Below are 19006 nucleotides of genomic sequence, written 5' to 3' on the forward strand. Positions count from 1 at the left end.
TCATTCTTTTTCATTTGCGAGGGTTTTATGCTCACCATCCAGCAAGTGGATACCCGCTCACGGGAACAGGTTCATCGTTTCATTCAGTTTCATTATGATTTGTATCGCGGTACCCCTCAGTGGGTGCCTCCTTTTTATTCGGACATTCGTTTAATGCTCGATCGGGAGAAACATCCCTTTTATGAGCATTCAGATGGCGATTTCTTCATGGCTTTGCGGGGAAAAGAAGTGGTGGGGCGTATTGCCATCCTGGAAAATCGCCCTTTCAATGAGTACCATCAATGCAAAAAAGCCCAGTTCTATTTGTTTGACTGCATTAACGATCTGGAAGTGGCGCGCGCTCTGTTTGACCGCGCTGCTGAATGGTGCAAAGCCCGTGGATTGACCGAAATCGTTGGTCCGAAAGGGTTGAGCGCCTTCGACGGGTATGGAATTCTGGTTGAAGGGTTTGAACATCGTCAGATGATGACGATGATGAACTATAACTTTGATTACTATCCCAAACTCATGGAAGCCCTGGGCTTTGAAAAAGAAGTGGATTTTGTATCTGCTTACATTAATCGGGAAAATTTCCAACTGCCTGAGAAGATGCATGAGGTGGCTCGCCGGGTGATTGAGCGGGGCAAGTTTAAAGTGGTGAATTTCCGTAATAAGAAGGAACTGGTGGCATGGGCGCCTAAAATTGGCGAAGCCTACAATAGAGCCTTTGTAAACAACTGGGAGTATTACCCGCTCTCCCCGCGAGAAGTCAAATTCATTCTGGATAACCTGCTCATGGTAGCCGTGCCTGAATTGATTAAGATTATCACCTACAACGACGAAGTGGTGGGCTTCCTCTTTGGTTTTCCCGATATCAGTGCCGCGCTTCAGCGCCAGGGAGGACGCATTACCCCATGGGGACTGATAGACTTTATGCAGGAAATGAAGCGAACGAAATTCATTTCTCTCAATGGGGTGGGGGTATTGCCTGAGTATCATGGGAGAGGAGGAAATGTCCTTCTATACGCTGAAATGGCAAAATTCCTGGAGAATTCCCGGTTTACCGAGGGCGAATTGACCCAGATGGCGGAAACCGCTGTCCAGATTCGTAAGGATATTCTGGTTGCCGGGAGCAAACCCTGGAAGAATCACCGCGTTTATCATAAAGTGCTTTAATTTCTTCTACACCGATTCGGGGCGCCCGGACTCACCGCGGCGCCCTTTCTTTTTTGACAGGTGTTCGTAAGGGGAAGGTTGAGAGAGGTGATTGTATAATCGGGGTATGTCAAAGGCAACCCGCATTTGGATTGGCTTCCTGATCGCGCTGGCTTTGCTTGCCCGTCTGATTCCTGGACCTCGAACCATTGATGACTCATACATCACTTATCGCTATGCCCGCAATCTCGTGAGCGGTGAGGGGTTTGTCTATAACCCGGGTGAGCGGGTAATGGGAACGACTACTCCCTTATACACCCTGCTCATGGCAGGGTTGGGTGCATTGAGTGGCGGAGCCAGCGCGCCTTTTCCAGTGATCTCCTGGCTCTTCAACGCCGTTGCTGATGCATTGACCTGCGTCTTCCTGTTTCTCATTGGCAGGCAGGTTGGTTACGAAAAAGCGGGGCTATCAGCGGCTCTGGTGTGGGCTGTGGCTCCTTTTTCGGTCACTTTCTCGATTGGCGGACTGGAAACCAGCCTGTACGTGTTCCTGCTAACCTTCATGGGTTGGACTTATTTAAAAGAGAACCTTCCGCTTACCGCTTTTGCAGGTGCTATGGCTTTACTGACCCGGGTGGATGCGATCCTCATGGTAGGGTTGCTGGGGCTGGATTGGGGATGGCGCTTTCTGCGGCAACCTGACCGGCGCATTCCATGGCAGGCTTTGGGCATTTTCCTTCTTCCTGTTGTGTGCTGGTATGGGTTTGCGTGGATGTATTTCGGCAGTCCCTTTCCCCATTCGGTTACTGCCAAACTTCTGGCTTACCGTTTGGAACCCCATGCGGCGCTGATTCGCCTGTTACAGCATTACGCCACACCTTTCTTCGAATATCACTGGATAGGTAATATTGCCATTGGAATTGGCTTGTTTGTGTATCCTTTCCTTGCTCTGGTTGGAATTTTAAGGATGTTTCGGACGGCTCCACGTCTGGGAGCATGGTTTGTTTATCCATGGCTGTATTTTCTTGCCTTTGCCCTGCCCAATCCTTTGATTTTCCGCTGGTATCTCACGCCGCCTCTTCCCATTTATTTTCTGGAAATTCTCATTGGCGGTCAATCGGTGCTTAGAGGATGGGTGAAAGGTCTTCGTACTTTCCCCCGCTGGGCGATCTCACTGATGGTAACCTTGTGCGTAGTATTTCCTGCAATCTTATCGTTACGCGAGTGGCGGATCGTTCCCGATCATGGTCCAAACCGTCCCGCACCCGATATGGCATATATTCAATTGGAATTGCTGTACAAAGAAGCGGCGGATTTTCTACGGGCGCAAAAAAAACCTCAGGCGGTACTGGCAGCGGGCGATGTTGGTGTCCTCGGGTATGAAACCAACCTGCGAATTCTGGACACTGTTGGCTTAAACTCTGCCCGAAGCGTTCGCTATTACCCCCTTGACCCATCTTACTATGCGATCAATTACGCGGTGGCTCCCGATTTAATTCGGGATGCTCAGCCAGATTATCTGGTCATTCTGGAGGTGTACGGGCGCAAAGGGCTGTTGCAGAAAGACTGGTTTCACCAGTCTTACAAACTTTTGAAGAAAATCCCCACAGACATGTACGGCAGTGACGGATTATTGATTTTTGGCAGGATCCCATGAGCAGAAAAAGTCTCTGGATTTTTCTCGGGTGTGCTTTGATTTCTCTGCTGTGGAAAGGGTTCATTGTTTTTACCCAACGTGTGCCCTTTAATGCCGATGAAGCCATTGTAGCCTTAATGGCAAAGCATATTCTGCAGGGCGAACGTCCGATTTTCTTTTACGGGCAAAGTTACATGGGCAGTCTGGACGCCTATTTGATTGCCGCTGGCTTTGCCCTTTTGGGGCAACATATCTGGGTGATTCGCCTGGTTCAGGGATTGCTGTATCTGGGTTTCCTGTACACGCTTTACCTGTTGGGAAAAGATGCCTTTGACCATGAAAAAATTGGTCTGTGGGCAGTGGCACTGAGTGCCATACCCGTCGTCAATATGACTCTCTATACCACCATTACCCTGGGAGGATACGGGGAAGCCCTGTTGATTGGAAATCTGATTTTACTTTCAGCCCTTTGCCTGGAAAAATCCGACTCGGGAATACTGGTCTGGAGTCTGGGCTTTTGGATGGGGCTGGGGGTATGGTGTAATGCCATTACTCTGGTTTACAGCCTTCCCGCAGGGTTGTTTGTTCTCTATCAATGGTTAAAACGGCGCGATTTGCTCTTCCTGGTGGAAAAAGGGGCTCTTACCCTCTTCGGGGGAGTGGTAGGGGCTTTACCTTTGTGGATTTATGCCAGCCAGCATGGTTTCTTCAGCCTGCTTTCAGATTTGGTGGGCTCTCCAACGGTATCAGAGCCATATCCGTGGATCGTTCGGGTGGGGTTTCATCTTTCCTGGCTCTTATTGATCGCCTTGCCAGCGGCATTGGGTTTCCGTCCACCCTGGTCGGTGGAGTGGCTGGTACCGGCATTTATCCCACTGGCGCTGGTGGCGTGGCTGGCAGTCTTTCTGTGGGTCTATCGCCAGTTGTCTCAACCTTCTGCTCATCGTCCTCGCTGGTGGTTGATTACTGGAGTAGGCTGGACCCTGATTTTTGCCTATCTGTTCACTCAGTTCAGCAAAGACCCCACGGGCAGGTATTTTCTGCCCATGAGTGTTCCTCTTGTACTGGGAGCGGCACATTTCTTTGAAAAGGCTCCCCTACCAAAATGGGCAAGGGTGACGGTGTTTGTCAGTTTACTGGTTTACTTTTTTGCCGGAAATCTTGCCTGTGCTCTGGAAAATCCTCCAGGGTTTACCTCTCAACTGGATGCCAGCACGAGGATCAATCGCAAGCATGATGCTGAACTGATTCGCTTCCTGACCGAGCAGGGAGAAACGCGCGGTTATACCCATTACTGGGTTGCCTATCCGCTGGCATTTGAAAGTGATGAAACGCTGATTTTTATTCCTTCATTGCCTTATCATCTCAACCTTTCCTATACACCCCGCGATAACCGTTATGAACCTTACAATTGTCTGGTGAATGAAAGCGATCGGGTGGCGTACATTACCACGCAACAGACCGAACGGCTCAATGAAATCATCCGTCAGCAGTTTACGGAAAGAGGGGTAACCTGGAAGGAAAAGTTGATCGGGGATTATCTGGTGTTCTATAACCTGAGCGAGAAAATTGTACCGAATCAGTTGAACATACAGGAACTGGCAGAGCCATGAATCGATTTATCCGCTGGTTGTTTCCTTCTCTACAGATTTTAATTGGGTTGATGTTTTTCCTTGCCGTCCTGGCTTCAGGAGAAAGGATGATGAACGTTGATGGGGATTTGGGACGGCATTTGACCATTGGAAAATTCATTTTGGACACCCGCTGGATTCCTACAAAGGATGTTTTTTCCCACACCATGGGCGGAGAGGACCTTACTCCACATGAGTGGGTGGCGCAGGTTGTGTTTGCTTTAATGGAGCGCTGGTTGGGTCTGGCGGGTGTGGTATGGTTATGTGCTTTGATGATTGCTCTGACGGCTGTACTGATCTTTCAACTCTCCTGGGAGCGCAGTGGTGGCTGGTTGACCAGTATCTTTGTCACCCTCCTTACCATGGCGGCAAGCAGTTTACACTGGCTTACCCGCCCGCATTTATTTACCTTTTTCTTCCTGGCTGTATGGCTCAAAGGATTGGAGGACCTCTTTCAGGGGAAACGGTATGGGCGGATTTTTCTCCCTTTGTTGATGCTGGTTTGGGCAAATACGCATGGCGCGTTTCTGGCAGGTTTTGTGGTGTGGGTAGTCTATGGTTTGGGACTGTTCTGGAACATCTGGGTGGAAAAAATGTCTGTTGACGCCCTTTCTGAGAAATTTCGCTCCTGGTTGTGGGTTGGCGGACTTTCTTTGATTGCCAGTTTGATCAATCCTGCCGGGCTTGATTTGTGGAAGACTTCGGTGGGGTATGTGCGCAATGCCTATCTGGTGGGACACACTGCCGAATATCTTTCTCCCGATTTTCACACCCCCAGCACCTTCCCCTTCCTCTTCATGGTGATCCTCTTCCTGGGGGTATGGGGTATCAGTCGTCAGAAACCTCGAATGGACGAAGTGCTTATAGTGGTTCTCTGGACAGCCATGGGGTTGTATAGCGCCCGAAATATCCCCTTATTTGCGGTTGTCTCGGCTCCAGTTCTGGCAAAGAGCATTGAAATGCTCTGGAAAGAACGGCAGGGGTATTTTGTCTGGCTGGATAAATTGCAACACTTTAATCTTCGTCTGCAAAGCGTGGATTCGAAGACAGGTGGCTGGGTCACCTTCCTGCTGGTCATTGTGTTGTCGGTCTGGGGAGCGCGCAGTGGATGGATTCCTGCCCGCTTTGCCCCCGAAGTCTTTCCGGTAAAGGCAATGGACTGGCTGGAAATCCACCCACAGGAAGGAAACGTGTTTAATTATTTTCCATGGGGAGGATATATTCTGTATCGCGCTTTTCCAGAGGTTCGGGTGTTTATTGATGGGCAAACGGATTTCTACGGAGAGGCGCTTACCCGCCAGTACGAACAGGTCATTACCCTGTCTGAAGGCTGGCAGGAAGTGCTTGCAGAATATAAGGTTCAATGGGTTCTCATGCCTGCTTCATCTGCACTGGTACGAACTCTTGAGAGCGATTCCATGTGGCAGGCTCTTTACCGCGATGATGTTGCTGTGATTTTACGGCGCGTGCCTTAATCGCTCAGGCGATATACATCAGGACGGCGGTCTTGATAGATGGGCAGGAAACTGCGCGCTCGTTCCAGCTGGCTGAGGTCAACTTGTGCGGTGATCAACTCCTCATTTGTTTGACTGCCTTCTGCCAGGGTTTCTCCCCATGGAGAAAGCACTGCGCTGGTGCCGCCAAACACATCCTTATAAGCCGGGCCCACACAGTTTACTGCGAACATGAAACACAGGTTTTCAATTGCCCGGGCACGTAACAGGGTTTGCCAGTGATGAACCCGTTTTAGAGGCCATTCGGCGCTCAGCAGGAACAGGGTAGCGCCATCAAGGGCATACCGGCGGAACAATTCTGGAAACCGTAAATCGTAGCAAATAGCCAGTCCTGCTTTTCCCAGTTCAGTGGAAACCATCTGAAGATGGTCCCCGGGGCTGAGCCAGCGGTCCTCTTCCATAAGACGAAACAGATGGATTTTCCGATAAGAAAAAATCCCTTCGGTGGGAGAAACCCAGTAGAAAGTGTTGTAAATTCCCTCTCCTGTATTTTCCAGAAGGGAACCGCCAATGGCAATGCCGTGTTGAGTTGCCATTTGAGAGAGCGTTTGCAGGATGTGGGGGGTCTCAAGAGCATGTTTTTCTGCCTGTTCCAGATCATATCCGCTGGACCACAATTCGGGCAGAAGCACAACCGAACTTTTCCGCTTCGCCGCATCTTCAATCATGGCAAAAGCGGTTGCGACATTTCTCTCCAGGTTGCCGGGTTCAATGTTCATTTGGGCAAGGGAAATGACAGGATTCATAAAGTCCTCAGTGCAGTACCGGTATAATTATCAAAAAGATTGTACTATATGTGAGGAATGAATTCTATTTTTTGAGGGAGAAAGACGTTGAATCGTTCACAGAATCAAATCCTTCTTTTGGCTGCGGTGCTCCTGTTTCTGGGTATTTTACTTGCCGGGGTGACCTGGTCAAATTACCAGTATACGCTGAAGAACCCGGGGGGAAATGATTTTCTGGTTCACTGGGTGGGAACCCGGGTGCTTTTCTTTGAAGGTATCAGCCCTTATAGCGATGAAGCCGCTTTGCGAATTCAAACCCTTGCTTATGGAAGACCAGCCCGTCCCGGAGAACATGAACTGCGGGTGGCGTATCCGCTTTATTCAGTCGTGTTTTTCCTGCCTTTTGCCCTGATTTCCGATTTCCATCTCGCTCGTGCTGTGTGGATGACGGTGCTGGAAGCCGCACTGGTGGGCATTACCCTGCTGAGTCTGCGCCTGTGTCGTTGGAAGCCTTCGCCGCTCATGCTGGCAGGATTGTTAGTCTTCTCACTACTCTGGTATCACGGATTGCGTCCACTCATCAATGGCAATGCTGTGATCCTGGTTGCTCTGTTCATCACCGGCGGGTTGCTGGCATTGCGCGACGGCGCCGATGAACTGGCAGGGGTGTTGTTTGCTTTTGCCACCATCAAACCGCAGGTGGTGGTGCTGATTGTGGCATTTCTCCTCATTTGGGGAGTTGTTCAGGGACGCTGGCGCTTTGTGGGCTGGCTGGTAGGTACAGTCATTTTGCTTTCTCTGGCTGCTGGTTTGATATTTCCCGACTGGATCATTCAGAACTTACGGGAAGTTCTGCGGTATCCTGCCTATAATCCTCCCGGCACACCAGGGGCGGCATTTGCGCAGTGGTGGCCCTCTTTTGGGGTACGGCTGGGCTGGGCGCTTACCTTTCTGATGACGCTAATGTTAATTGTCGAGTGGCGTGCAGGTTTGCAGGCAGAATTTCGGGGATTTTTGTGGACGGCATTGCTTACCCTGAATATCTCCCAGTGGATTGGCATCCAGACCGATCCGGGAAATTTTGTTGTTCTATTCCCCGGAATCATTCTTGCCTTTGCTCTCATGCACGAGCGCTGGCACAGGGGTGCGGCAGTTGCATCCGGCATCACCTTGCTTCTCCTCTTTGTGGGGATTTGGGCAATTTTCCTTTCTACAGTGGAATACGGTGATCAGCCCATCCAGAGCCCGGTGATGTTCTTCCCCCTGCCATTTACTTTATTTCTTTTATTGTATTGGGTACGCTGGTGGGCGTTTCATCCTTTAGGGTCCTGGATGGAATGGAAGCGATGAAATCTCTCTGGGAGCGGCTGGAGAATACCTCGGCAGGGCATGCGGCTGTGTTGCTCTTTGCCTTTGTCGTGCGTTTGCTGGGAATCCATTCCCGTCCGTTTCACTATGACGATGTGTTCAGCATTTTCCTCGCTCAGCGTTCCCTGCCTGAGATTGTGCGTGGCACCGCTGCTGACACCATGCCCCCCCTGTACTATTTCTTGCTGCATTTCTGGATCCAGTTTTCCGAATCGGACTGGTTCATCCGATTGCTCACTGTGATACTTTCTCTGCTGGCAATCTGGCTGTTGATGAACTGGGTACAGGAAATGAACGACCGACGCACGGCTCTTGTGGCAGGATTTCTGGCGGCAATTTCTCCTTTTCACTTTTACCATGCGCAGGATGTGCGCAATTATGCCCTTTTACTTTGCGCTCAAACTGCTTTTCTGTGGTTTTTTGTCCGTTTGTGGAAAGTCCAGGATCAGCCGTTCTCTCATCAGATTGGGAACTGGACGGGGTTAGTTTTGAGCGGAACCACTGCCATGTACACCCATAATGTGGCAATCCTGGGACTGGCACCCGTTCCTCTGTACCTGTTTTTTCGGCGGAAATGGCGTTTCCTTCTTCAGATCACTGCGGCTTTTTTGATCATTGCCCTGCTCTCTGTTCCATGGCTTGCCGTATTACCTGCCCAACTGGCAAAAATTCGGTATGACTGGTGGTTGTGGCGTCCGGGTGTGGTGGATTGGCTTCAGATCCCCCTTGTCTGGGTCACAGGGTTACCTTTGACAGGTATCTGGTTGTGGATTGGCGCATTGATTGCCCTGGAGACCTTTGTTCTGGTTTGGGTAGAAGTCTTACGGCGCTATGTCATACATGAATGGATGGCTCTTCTCTGGGTGGTCATGCTGGGAGTTCCAGTTCTCTTCTTTATTGGTTCCTATCTGTTTAAACCCATCTTCGTTCCTCGTGGTTTTATCATTTCCTCATTTGCTTTTTTGGCTATGGCATCTTCTGTAATAGTGCAACGTTGGAAGCAAGGGGCAGGAAAACTTATCCTTTCCGGTTTTGTGTTGGGTGCCCTGATTGGCATTCCCATTCAGGTGGGGTTCCTTGATTTCCCGCGTGCACCCTTTCAGCAGGTTGCTCGAGACCTGGAAACCCGGTTAACCCCCGGTGAAGTGGTCGTTCACGATAATAAGTTAAGTTACTTTCCCGTAAAATTCTACAACCCGCGCCTGCCTCAGGTCTTTCTGGCGGATATTCCCGGCAGTGGCAATGATACCTTCGCACGGGGTTCGCAGGAAGCCATGCAAATTTTCCCTCAACCGGATATCCAGCATGCCGTTCAGGGATTCAGACGGGTGTATTTTGTTGTATTTCAACAGGCCATACAGGATTATCAGCGTTTAGGGTATGGAGAACACCCTGCGCTGATCTGGTTGCGCAGTCATGCCGTTGAAGAAGATCGCATGAACTACCGGGATTTGTGGATTTATGTCTTCCGCTTCCCATAAGCCTTTTTTCAGTGCTTTTGTGCTTTTTGTTCTCGCTTTGCTGCTTGTGTCGGGAGCAGGGTGGTTGGAAAGCGTTCCCGGCTACATGGATGCGGAGTATTACGCTGTCATGGGGCGTGAACTTGCCAGCGGCAAGGGGTGGGTGCAACCATTTTTGTGGAATTACCTGGATGATCCGGTAAGGATTCCTCAACCTGCGTTTACCTACTGGATGCCGCTGGTTTCATTTCTTTCCGTTCCGGGGTGGGCTTTGACCGGTAATTTTCGCGGGGTCCAGGCAATATTTTGCCTCCTTGCAGCATTCATTCCTCCATTCGTTTTTAGAATGGCACTCCGTTTTCATGGGGATCCACGCAAGGCTTGGATCAGTGCTTTGTTTGCCCTCTTTCCAGTTTTTTATCTTCCTTACTTACCCTCAACAGATGCTTTTCCTGTGGTGATTTTGCTGGGTGGAGTGGCAATTTTGCTGGCAATGTCACAGGGCTGGTTTACCGGTCTGGCATTTGGGGTGGTAGCCGGCTTTCTCCATCTGGCTCGCGCGGATGGTCTTTTATGGCTTTTCGGAGGGCTCATCTGGTGGAATGGACGTATCTGGTTAGACCGCTCATCCGCTCGCCAGGCTCTGTTGTCCATGTTGAAATGGACGGTTCTGATTCTGTCCGGCTATCTTGTGGTGATGTCGGGGTGGTACCTGAGAAATGTGTTTGAGTTTGGACGTGTCTTCCCTCCAGGGAATGGCTTGACCCTGTGGATGACTCGCTACGAAGACCTGTATCTTTACCCTGCCAGCCAGTTGTCCTTTCAACGCTGGCTTCAGGCGGGTTGGCATACCCATCTGGAGGGGCGCTGGCAGGCTTTACTGGCGAACCTGCAAACCAGTGTGGCGGTGCAAGGAATGATTGCCCTCTTTCCATTCATCCTTGTTGGGCTCTGGTTATTTAGAAAACACCAGGGAGTACGCTTTGCTGCAGGCATGTGGGCGGTCTTTTTCGGGGTATTTACCCTGATCTTCCCTTACGCGGGCATCAATGGCTCGTTTTTCCATGCCGGGGCTGGAGTTCAGAGTCTCTTCTGGGTTATGGCACCGGTGGGGATTGAGTGGATGGTGCTGAAAATCTCTCAGTGGCGTAAATGGGAGCGCGGTCATCAGGTGTTGAGGTTCCTGTATGGGTTGCTGGTGGGGACTTCTTTCCTGCTATCTCTGGGAATGTATACCAGTATGGTAATTGGCACGGATACAGGGAAGGAAATTCGCTGGAAGCAGTCTTATGAGCAGGCCCTTCGTGTGGAACTCTATCTGCAGCAGGGAGGGGCTCAACCGGAAGATGTGGTGATGGTGAATAATCCCCCCGGCTATACATTTGCCACGGGCAGAGCAGCCGTGGTCATTCCTTATGGAACGGAACAGAATGTCCTTTCTGCGGGGCGACGTTATCGAGCGCGCTTTTTATTGCTGGATGAAAATAATGCGGGGTATTTATCGGAGTGGTATTCGAATCCTGCCAGCACTTCGGATTTGATGTATCGAGGCGCAGTGGAAGGGGTGCGTATCTATGAATTTATTCCTTAGGCGCGGGCACTGGACACACACTGTGGCAATTTTACTTGCCGGAGCGGGAGTGTTTCTCTATCTGTGGATGAGTCATCAAACATATCGTATTGGCTTTCCACTGGATGATGCCTGGATTCATCAGACCTATGCCCGCAATCTGGCAAAAGGGGGCGAGTGGGCTTTCATTCCAGGACAGCCTTCAGCGGGGTCAACGGCGCCGTTGTGGTCTTTCCTGCTGGCTGTGGGATACTGGACGTCGCCTTCCATCCCCTATGGGTGGACCTTCTTTCTGGGTGGCATGTCTTTACTTGGGCTGATGATTGTGGCGCAAAACTGGTTTCAACGGGAAACGGGCATCGATCTGGCTTTAGGTGCCTTATTGATCGGTATGGAGTGGCATTTGCTTTGGGCTGCGCTTTCGGGGATGGAAACCGCTCTCATGGCTGTGCTGGTGCTGACAGTATTGTGGTTGATGGGGGCATTCCAACCCTGGTGGGGAGTGATGGGGATTCTCATTGGCGTGGGAATCTGGATTCGCCCGGATGCCATCACGTTGACTGCTCCCGTTCTTCTCATGTGGCTGTGGAAGTTTTCCAGGCGAGAAGTCCAGTGGATACAGGCTGGAAAATTCCTGGCGGGTTTTCTGATTCTGTTTGTTCCTTACATCGCCTTCAACTGGTTGATTTCAGGAAGCGTTTTTCCCAACACTTTCTATGCCAAACAGGCAGAGTATGCGTTGCTGTACGAAATTTCTGTATGGGTTCGCTTCTTGCGTTCTTTTGGAGTAATGCTGGTAGGGGCAGGCGGACTTCTTCTGCCGGGTTTCGTTTGGGGGATTTTCCTTGCCTTTCGAGAGAAACGGATTGCCTATCTGTTGACTTCAGCATGGGTAATTGGATATGTGGCACTCTACGCTCTGCGTCTTCCTGTCACATACCAGCATGGACGTTACCTCATGCCTGCAATGCCGGTCTACTTTGTTCTTGCTTTGATGGGAACCGTTCAACTGGTAAGAGGGTTGAGTCTGCGACGCTGGGGTTGGATCATCAGCCGGGTGTGGATAGGAAGTATTGCAGGGGTCACTCTGGGGTTTGTTTTTCTGGGGGCACAGGCTTATGCGACCGATGTAGCCATTATTGAAACCGAAATGGTAGAAACCGCGCAATGGGTACAGCAGAATACTCCATCCGATGCCCTGATTGCAGTCCACGATATTGGCGCGATAGGCTATTTTTCTCAACGCAAACTGGTGGATCTGGCAGGACTGGTCTCACCAGAGGTAATTCCTTTCATTCGCGATGAAACGCGCCTTCGAGAATTTTTGGATGGACAACAGGTAGATTATCTGGTCACCTTCCCGGGCTGGTATGAACATCTGACTGATGGAAAACCGGTTGTGTATCAGAGCCGGGGAAAGTTTGCTCCGCAGGCGGGCGGGGAGAATATGACCGTTTACCGCTGGCGTTAGGGGCTTAATGGTATCAGCAGGTAATATCCACCTGCAAGCGGCTGGGCGGGTGGAAGCATTTTCAGCAGTTCGTCAAGCGCCTGCCAGTCTTTGGGGGACATGGCGCGGTCGGCACCTTTCATAAAATCCATTCCGGTCTTGTGGATGAGAATGTGGGTAACGCCTTCTTTTCGCCAGGTTTCCAGTACATTTTCAGGGCTTCCCAGTTTGTGCAGATCAGCCCGCCAGCGGTCAATCCACGGATCGGCGATACAGAAGGATGGCGCGTAAAAACTGCGGGCTTCCCATAGAAACAGGACTCTGGAGCCTGCAGGCAATTTTTTCAGATCTGTCATGGCTTGGATGTACACGCCAGTTTGATTTTCCAGATATGCCTGTGGGGAGATCGTCCCCAGAACTGCAGGAATGGTTTGGGATCTTACCAGCATGAAGACATCCTGCCACAGGACTAACCCGCTTACCAGAAGGACCAGCACCATTGTAATTCTGGACAGGCGCGCTTCTCTCCAGCGGACATCCTGAATGAATTCCCACCCAATGCCTGCATTGAGGGCAATCAGAGGCAGTAATGCAAAGTACAGGCGCGTTTGCTGAAGGTGTTCATAACGCGCTCCTGCCAGCCCGAGAATTATCCATAAAAGAAGGAACGACCACCCGCTGAGTTTTCCCAGCGGTGTGTGGCGGATAGTCCACCACCCCGGCAAAGCCAACAGCACCAGTAATGGTCCAATATCGGTGGCTGGTCCAGCGGCGCCATCCACGCCCATCCAGGTAAACGTAACCGGCAGAAAGAGACGTGCCAGCCAGTTCACGGACTCAGGAGCCTGGTTGGCGGCGCTCAACCGCCAGGTAGAAAACTCCGCTGTTGGAATGAGATAAGGAAAGAAAGGATTACCCGTAAACCCCCAGTTTTTCAGGAGCCAAGGGAGAAAGACAGCCAGGGCAAGCAATCCTCCAAGGAGAAAAACGACGATTTTTCGGCGTTTTTCAGGGGAGAAAAACCACACAGCCGGAAAAAGCACAAGTGCCAGAACTCCAGATGTGTATTTCACGCTCACTGCCATCCCAATGAACACGCACATCCATAGATACCAGCGAGTCTGCTGTTTTGTTAGCCAGTGCATGAATAAAATCAGCGCAGAAAGTCCAAACAGAGCAGAAAACAAATCTGTGTATGCCCAGGCGCTCATCCAGCGGATCGACGCTCCGCTCAGGACCGCAATCAGGGCAATCCATCCGCCTGTCGGGTTAGCATGATGAGGGAAAATCTCCTGAATCGTTTCCTGAATCCATCCCCATAAACCCAGCCAGAAGACTACGCTGATCAGCCAGGAAAAGGCTGTTGCACTCTGGGGCAAAAATAATCCCATTGCCCATGTGTACAGCATTTCAGCCAGTTGGGGATGCCCCCAGTAGGGGTTTTCAGGGATCAGGCGCAATTTACCGGTTTCCAGGTACTGTTGCGGTAGTGCCAGATGATAGGTTAGCGCATCATATCTTGCCGGAGGTGCCAGAGCAACCCATAGTTGGGCAAGGGTTAGCAAGAGAGCGATGCCAGCCAGACCTTTTTCCAGGGTAGAGGCGGATTTCCAATGGACAGATAGCGTGGTCAACGGGGAGAACCATTCCCGCACGTATTTCCACAGAGGCAGGAAGAGCAGGAAAGGTAACCAGAACATCCATCTGGAGTAGCCAAAGGCAAATCCAGTTCCAAGCCAGATAAGACTCCAGATTCCTGCCCCCAGAGCAGTTTGTACTGCCCATCGGGGCAAGCCTTCCAGAGCAGTTTCGCGAAATATCCGAGCGCCTGTTGCGCCGCAGAGCGTTATCATGGCAATAGCAGTGAGCAGGGATAAGCCAGCCTGGAGTACGCTCCATACTTCTTCTGGACGTACGGGCTTATGATACAGATAATATCCGCCCAGGACGAGCAAAATCCACAGGAAGAGCACCCAGAATCGTTTCATGAGATAGAATAAATACAGGGCAAAATTGGTTTAATACAAAGAAGAGAAAGATTTGCCTGTATAAACCACTCATAGTATACTATGAACGTTTGAACGTGCCCCAACATCAAGAGCAGGAGAAATGCGTATGGCACTTCAGGTCCCCAATGCCGGAACAGAAGAAAATCCGTGGGAAGCCTTCTTGAAGGAACTGGATAACGAGTACGAGCAAGCCCAGCGGACGCTTAAAGAAGTTTCTCTCATGTTGACGCAGAGTCAGGCAGAACTGGCTAAACTGACTCAGCGCAATGCCAGCATTACGGCACATCTTCAACAGGTGCAGGCGCAGTTTGATACCATGCCTCGTAGCGATATCAAGATGGCATACAATGCTGCACTGGATGCGCAACAGCGTTTGCTGGTCATGCGGGGACAACTGGATAAACTGCAAAATGATGAAGAAGCCCTTCGACGGTACGTGACGCTGATTGAAAAAGTGCGTCAAATGCTTCCCATGGCAGGCAAAGGAGGAAAAATTTCTGGAAAGGGGTATTCGGGGAGCGGTTCTGCCATGCTGGAAATGGTGATTAATGCCCAGGAGGCAGAACGCCAGCGTCTTTCCCGCCAAATGCATGATGGACCTGCTCAGGCACTTTCAAATTTCATTGTGCAAACCGAAATTGTCGCCCGGCTTCTGGATATTGATCAGGCGCGCGCAAAAGAAGAAATGGCAAGCCTGAAAGACGCCGCTACCAATACCTTTAAGCAGGTGCGCACGTTCATTTTTGAATTGCGCCCGATGATGCTCGACGATTTGGGGTTGTTCCCTACCATCAAGCGTTACCTGGAAAGCCTGAAAGAGCAAACTGGATGCGATATCAACATTAACATTAAAGGGAGCGAGCGGCGCTATCAATCCTTCCTGGAGGTGATGATTTTCCGCGCCATTCAGGAACTGGTTGGTAATGCCTATCGCCACAATCAGGAATCGCCTCGAGTACAGATCACGGTCAGCCTGGTGGCTGACGATACCACATTACGCGTGTCGGTGAGTGATAATGGCAAAGGCTTTGACCCGGATGCAGTGGAAAAGTCTGGCGCTCTCGGGTTGAAACTCATCCGCGAACGAGTTGAACTGCTGGGAGGATACATGGAAATTGATGCCGGTGTGGGGCGTGGAGCACGTGTAACCTTCCAGGTACCGATCCTCGAAGCGGAAGCATAATGGATCATCATTATTCCCAACACAGGAGGACTGCATGACAAAAACGATTGGTATCTTAACAGGTGGAGGGGATGTCCCCGGATTGAACCCCGCGATTAAATCCGTGGCGATGGGCGCGTTTGAGATGGGGTATCGTGTGCTGGGCATTCGCCGCGGTTGGGGGGGGCTGTTAAATTACAATCTGGATGAGCCTTCCACCCATGAATATTACATTAAGGAACTCACCCGCGACTCGGTGCGCACGATTGACCGCACGGGTGGCACCTTCCTACATACATCCCGCACAAACCCTCAGAAGGTTTCTCCGAAGAGTACCCCCGATTTCCTGAAAAATTCGAATTGGGGAAAACCCATAAAAGACTCTGAGGACAAGGATTACACGGACTATGTGATGAAGGTCATTTCCCATCTGGGGATTGACGTGCTGGTTCCGATCGGTGGAGATGATACCCTTTCCTTTGCCGTGCGCCTGCACCGGGAAGGCGTTCCTGTGGTAGCCATTCCTAAAACCATGGATAACGACGTGTTCGGAACCGATTACTGTATCGGGTTTTCCACAGCCGTAACCCGCTCGGTGGAATTTATTACCAACATGCGCACCAGCGTGGGGTCTCATGAGCGCATCGGTGTGATTGAATTGTTTGGTCGCAACTCTGGCGAAACCAGCCTGATCAGTGCGTATCTGGCTTATGTGGATCGCGCGATTATCAGTGAGGTTCCGTTCAACATTGAAAAACTGGCAAACTTCCTGCTGGAAGACAAACGCAACAACCCATCGAATTACGCCATTATGACCATTTCTGAAGGTGCCATCATGGAAGGCGGGGATGTTGTTGAATACGGTGAAGCTGATGCTTACGGGCATCGCAAACTCGGCGGAATCGGGTTGATTACTGCCGAGATGATTAAGAAGATTACCGGACAGAACATCATGTATCAGCAGTTGGGCTATTTGATGCGCTCCGGTGCTCCCGATTCGCTGGATCGAATGGTGGCAATGTCCTACGGCAATCTGGCGATTCAATTAATCCGCCGCAATGAAACCGGGAAGATGGTGGCGCTCCATGGTGGTAAATACACCACAGTCCCGGTCGAGATGGTCCTGGCGGGTAAGAAGCGGGTGGATGTAGCCTCATTCTATGATATTGAGCAGTATCGCCCGCGGGTGAAAGATTTCATGGGCGTTCCCATGTTCTTGAGTTAATTTTTTGAAGGAGTATTCACATGATTGTTAACACGAAAAAACTGTTTGAAGCCGCGTATGGCAAATATGCCATCGGCGCCTACAATATCAACAATCTTGAGCAGTGCATGGGGCTTTTCCGGGGAAACCTCGAGAGTCAGGCTCCATTCATCATTCAAATCAGCAAAGGCGCTCGCAAGTACACCGATAAGCGCATGCTGGAAGCCATTATTCGTGCCGCAGATGAGATCTTCCCCGATGCCATTTTCGCTGTTCATCTGGATCACGGGGACGAAGAGACCTGCATGGATGCCATCGAGAGCGGGTTTTATTCCTCGGTGATGATTGATGCCAGCCATGAAGATTTTGAAACCAATATTGCCATTACCCGCCGGGTTGTGGAAGCCGCTCATGCACGTGGAATCGTCGTGGAAGCTGAACTGGGGCAACTGGGTGGCGTGGAGGAGCATGTCAGCGTGGATGAATCCAACGCTAAACTGACCGACCCTGACAATGCCAAAGAGTTTGTGGAGCGCACCGGTTGCGATTCTCTGGCTGTTGCCATTGGTACCAGTCACGGCGCTTTCAAGTTCTCCGGTAACCAGACTTTGCGTTTTGATGTCCTGGCTGAAATCCAGAAGCGCCTCCCCGGCTTCCCGCTGGTGATGCACGGCTCATCCTCGGTACCGCAGGAGGAGGTGGAGCGCATCAATCGAGCAGGGGGCAACCTCAAAGGCGCCAAAGGCGTGGATGAAAATCAGTTCCGCCGCGCTGCTGAACTGGGTGTGACCAAGGTCAACATTGATACCGATGGGCGTCTGGTGTGGACGCGTGTGCATCGTGAATATTTCCGCGATCATCCGGAAGAAATTGACATGCGCCCGATTGGTAAGATCTTCATGGCAGAATATGCCAAGTTCATTGCCCATAAGAACGAAAAACTGGGCAGTGCCGGAAGATTGCCGGAAGTTCGCGCCCTGTTAGGGAAGTAACTCAATCGTTGAAATCCATCACAGCCCGGTGAACTCCCGGGCTGTGTTAATCTCTGGAGGCGAATGTGCCTGTTTCCGATCAAGGGGTGAACCTGCCGCGCTATCGGGTGATTCCGCGAACATTGATTTTTCTGGTACATAATAGCGAGGTGCTTCTCATCCGGGGTGCGCCGACCAAACGGTTGTGGGCAAATCGTTATAACGGACTGGGAGGTCATATAGAACGCGGAGAAGATCCGCTATCGGCAGCAAAAAGGGAGTTGAAGGAAGAGGCTGGAATAGAAAATGTGGAACTTCATGGGGTAGGGGTCATTCTGGTTGACGTAGAACCAGATATTGGGGTTTGCATTTTCATTTTCCGCGGTGAAGCGGAAGAAAAGTGGACCTGGCATTCTGAAGAAGGTGCTCTGGAGTGGGTGCCCTGGGAGGATTTACCCCATCTTCCTCTGGTAGAGGACTTACCTCAAATTCTTCCCCGTGTTTGGGAATGGAGACCGGGCGACCCGGTTTTCTGGGCGGTTTCGCGCTATGAAAATGGCCATCTGGTGGTTCATTTTCACTCAGAAAGAGATGGCTCGGGAGGTTCACCGCTTTTTCTCTCGTAAAAGATAAGCATGGTGTTTCCGTACCGGCGCTGTTCAAACTCTTCCAGGTTCTTAAGCGACTGGATAGAATATTCCACCGGGTCAATCTGCACAATAACCCAACCATCTTCGGAGAGCCATTCAATGTGCTGATCAACTGTTGCCAGCGCTTTTTCCCACAACCCTTTGTATTGGGGTGGAGCGATGAAAATATAGTCAAATTGCCGGTCGGCGGGACGGCTCAGCAGGGTGAATGCGTCTCCCTGAATAACCTGCGCGCGTTCCTGCAGGTGGGTTAACTCCAGATTGGAACGGATGGTTTGCACCGCCGCACGGTGTAAATCAATAAACCGACAGAAATTGGCTCCCCGGCTGAGGGCTTCAATACCGACGCTCCCTGTGCCGCCGAATAGATCCAGAAAGGTCGCTCCATAAATGTCCGCGCCGAGGATGTTGAAAAGGGCTTCCTTTACCATATCGGTAATGGGGCGGGTGATGTCCCCGGGAACCATTTTCAGGCGGGTGCCGCGGGCTTTTCCGCTAATGATTCGTGGATTGGTCACAGCG

At 51.0% G+C, this 19006-nt stretch carries 15 protein-coding genes; 12 read left to right on the top strand and 3 right to left on the bottom strand.

Features of this window, described 5'->3' with window-relative positions; translation table 11 throughout:
- Window positions 1-27: 27 nt before the first annotated feature.
- From LHF31_RS12845 to LHF31_RS12860, 4 genes are all read left to right on the top strand, one after another.
- Entirely contained in the window at window positions 28-1155 is a 1128-nt protein-coding gene (locus LHF31_RS12845; RefSeq protein WP_298009712.1) for a hypothetical protein, read from the top strand.
- A 106-nt stretch (window positions 1156-1261) separates the two neighbouring features.
- Window positions 1262-2791, top strand: a complete 1530-nt coding sequence (locus LHF31_RS12850) for a hypothetical protein (RefSeq protein ID WP_298009710.1) — start codon at window positions 1262-1264, stop codon at window positions 2789-2791.
- A complete protein-coding gene (locus LHF31_RS12855) occupies window positions 2788-4383 on the top strand; it encodes a glycosyltransferase family 39 protein (protein ID WP_298009707.1) in 1596 nt (531 codons plus the stop codon). Before LHF31_RS12850 ends, LHF31_RS12855 begins: the two co-directional genes overlap by 4 nt.
- Window positions 4380-5876 (top strand): hypothetical protein, encoded by a 1497-nt coding sequence (locus LHF31_RS12860; protein ID WP_298009703.1) that lies wholly within the window; start codon window positions 4380-4382, stop codon window positions 5874-5876. The genes LHF31_RS12855 and LHF31_RS12860 overlap by 4 nt, the downstream gene beginning before the upstream one ends.
- Here the strand turns inward: LHF31_RS12860 and LHF31_RS12865 are convergent.
- Window positions 5873-6661 carry a carbon-nitrogen family hydrolase gene (locus LHF31_RS12865; RefSeq protein ID WP_298009700.1) on the bottom strand — a complete coding sequence of 263 codons (789 nt, stop codon included), beginning with the start codon at window positions 6659-6661 and terminating at the stop codon, window positions 5873-5875. The genes LHF31_RS12860 and LHF31_RS12865 overlap by 4 nt on opposite strands.
- A gap of 87 nt (window positions 6662-6748) precedes the next feature.
- Between LHF31_RS12865 and LHF31_RS12870 the strand changes: the two genes are divergently transcribed.
- From LHF31_RS12870 to LHF31_RS12885, 4 genes are all read left to right on the top strand, one after another.
- A complete protein-coding gene (locus tag LHF31_RS12870; RefSeq protein ID WP_298009697.1) occupies window positions 6749-7990 on the top strand; it encodes a glycosyltransferase family 87 protein in 1242 nt (413 codons plus the stop codon).
- Window positions 7987-9489, top strand: coding sequence for a glycosyltransferase family 39 protein (locus LHF31_RS12875; protein WP_298009694.1), 1503 nt, complete (start codon window positions 7987-7989; stop codon window positions 9487-9489). The genes LHF31_RS12870 and LHF31_RS12875 overlap by 4 nt, the downstream gene beginning before the upstream one ends.
- A 64-nt stretch (window positions 9490-9553) precedes the next feature.
- Window positions 9554-11059, top strand: coding sequence for a hypothetical protein (locus LHF31_RS12880; protein ID WP_298009691.1), 1506 nt, complete (start codon window positions 9554-9556; stop codon window positions 11057-11059).
- Window positions 11043-12509: a hypothetical protein gene (locus LHF31_RS12885; RefSeq protein WP_303774285.1), complete on the top strand. Its 1467-nt coding sequence runs from the start codon at window positions 11043-11045 to the stop codon at window positions 12507-12509. Before LHF31_RS12880 ends, LHF31_RS12885 begins: the two co-directional genes overlap by 17 nt.
- On the opposite strand, the gene LHF31_RS12890 is transcribed toward LHF31_RS12885, so the two are convergent.
- Entirely contained in the window at window positions 12506-14476 is a 1971-nt protein-coding gene (locus LHF31_RS12890; RefSeq protein WP_298009683.1) for a glycosyltransferase family 39 protein, read from the bottom strand. The two genes, LHF31_RS12885 and LHF31_RS12890, sit on opposite strands and share 4 nt — an antisense overlap.
- 127 nt (window positions 14477-14603) lie before the next feature.
- On the opposite strand from LHF31_RS12890, the gene LHF31_RS12895 reads away from it, so the two are divergent.
- From LHF31_RS12895 to LHF31_RS12910, 4 genes are all read left to right on the top strand, one after another.
- Window positions 14604-15680 (top strand): sensor histidine kinase, encoded by a 1077-nt coding sequence (locus LHF31_RS12895; protein WP_298009680.1) that lies wholly within the window; start codon window positions 14604-14606, stop codon window positions 15678-15680.
- A 34-nt stretch (window positions 15681-15714) separates the two neighbouring features.
- Window positions 15715-16884: a 6-phosphofructokinase gene (locus tag LHF31_RS12900; protein WP_298009677.1), complete on the top strand. Its 1170-nt coding sequence runs from the start codon at window positions 15715-15717 to the stop codon at window positions 16882-16884.
- A gap of 20 nt (window positions 16885-16904) precedes the next feature.
- A complete protein-coding gene (locus tag LHF31_RS12905) occupies window positions 16905-17855 on the top strand; it encodes a ketose-bisphosphate aldolase (RefSeq protein WP_298009672.1) in 951 nt (316 codons plus the stop codon).
- A 65-nt stretch (window positions 17856-17920) separates the two neighbouring features.
- Window positions 17921-18460 carry an NUDIX domain-containing protein gene (locus tag LHF31_RS12910; RefSeq protein ID WP_298009669.1) on the top strand — a complete coding sequence of 180 codons (540 nt, stop codon included), beginning with the start codon at window positions 17921-17923 and terminating at the stop codon, window positions 18458-18460.
- Here the strand turns inward: LHF31_RS12910 and rsmD are convergent.
- Window positions 18412-19002 carry a 16S rRNA (guanine(966)-N(2))-methyltransferase RsmD gene (rsmD, locus tag LHF31_RS12915; protein WP_298009667.1) on the bottom strand — a complete coding sequence of 197 codons (591 nt, stop codon included), beginning with the start codon at window positions 19000-19002 and terminating at the stop codon, window positions 18412-18414. The genes LHF31_RS12910 and rsmD overlap by 49 nt on opposite strands.
- Window positions 19003-19006 lie beyond the last annotated feature (4 nt).

Origin of the sequence: Anaerolinea thermophila (assembly GCF_020723905.1) — a bacterium.
In the GTDB taxonomy this organism is placed as follows: domain Bacteria; phylum Chloroflexota; class Anaerolineae; order Anaerolineales; family Anaerolineaceae; genus Anaerolinea; species Anaerolinea thermophila_A.

Excerpts from the sequence above, each read along its gene's own strand:
- LHF31_RS12845 (WP_298009712.1), top strand. The coding sequence starts at position 28 with ATGCTCACCATCCAGCAAGTGGATACCCGCTCACGGGAACAGGTTCAT.
- LHF31_RS12850 (WP_298009710.1), top strand. The coding sequence starts at position 1,262 with ATGTCAAAGGCAACCCGCATTTGGATTGGCTTCCTGATCGCGCTGGCT.
- LHF31_RS12855 (WP_298009707.1), top strand. The coding sequence starts at position 2,788 with ATGAGCAGAAAAAGTCTCTGGATTTTTCTCGGGTGTGCTTTGATTTCT.
- LHF31_RS12860 (WP_298009703.1), top strand. The coding sequence starts at position 4,380 with ATGAATCGATTTATCCGCTGGTTGTTTCCTTCTCTACAGATTTTAATT.
- LHF31_RS12865 (WP_298009700.1), bottom strand. The coding sequence starts at position 6,661 with ATGAATCCTGTCATTTCCCTTGCCCAAATGAACATTGAACCCGGCAAC.
- LHF31_RS12875 (WP_298009694.1), top strand. The coding sequence starts at position 7,987 with ATGAAATCTCTCTGGGAGCGGCTGGAGAATACCTCGGCAGGGCATGCG.
- LHF31_RS12885 (WP_303774285.1), top strand. The coding sequence starts at position 11,043 with ATGAATTTATTCCTTAGGCGCGGGCACTGGACACACACTGTGGCAATT.
- LHF31_RS12890 (WP_298009683.1), bottom strand. The coding sequence starts at position 14,476 with ATGAAACGATTCTGGGTGCTCTTCCTGTGGATTTTGCTCGTCCTGGGC.
- LHF31_RS12895 (WP_298009680.1), top strand. The coding sequence starts at position 14,604 with ATGGCACTTCAGGTCCCCAATGCCGGAACAGAAGAAAATCCGTGGGAA.
- LHF31_RS12900 (WP_298009677.1), top strand. The coding sequence starts at position 15,715 with ATGACAAAAACGATTGGTATCTTAACAGGTGGAGGGGATGTCCCCGGA.
- LHF31_RS12905 (WP_298009672.1), top strand. The coding sequence starts at position 16,905 with ATGATTGTTAACACGAAAAAACTGTTTGAAGCCGCGTATGGCAAATAT.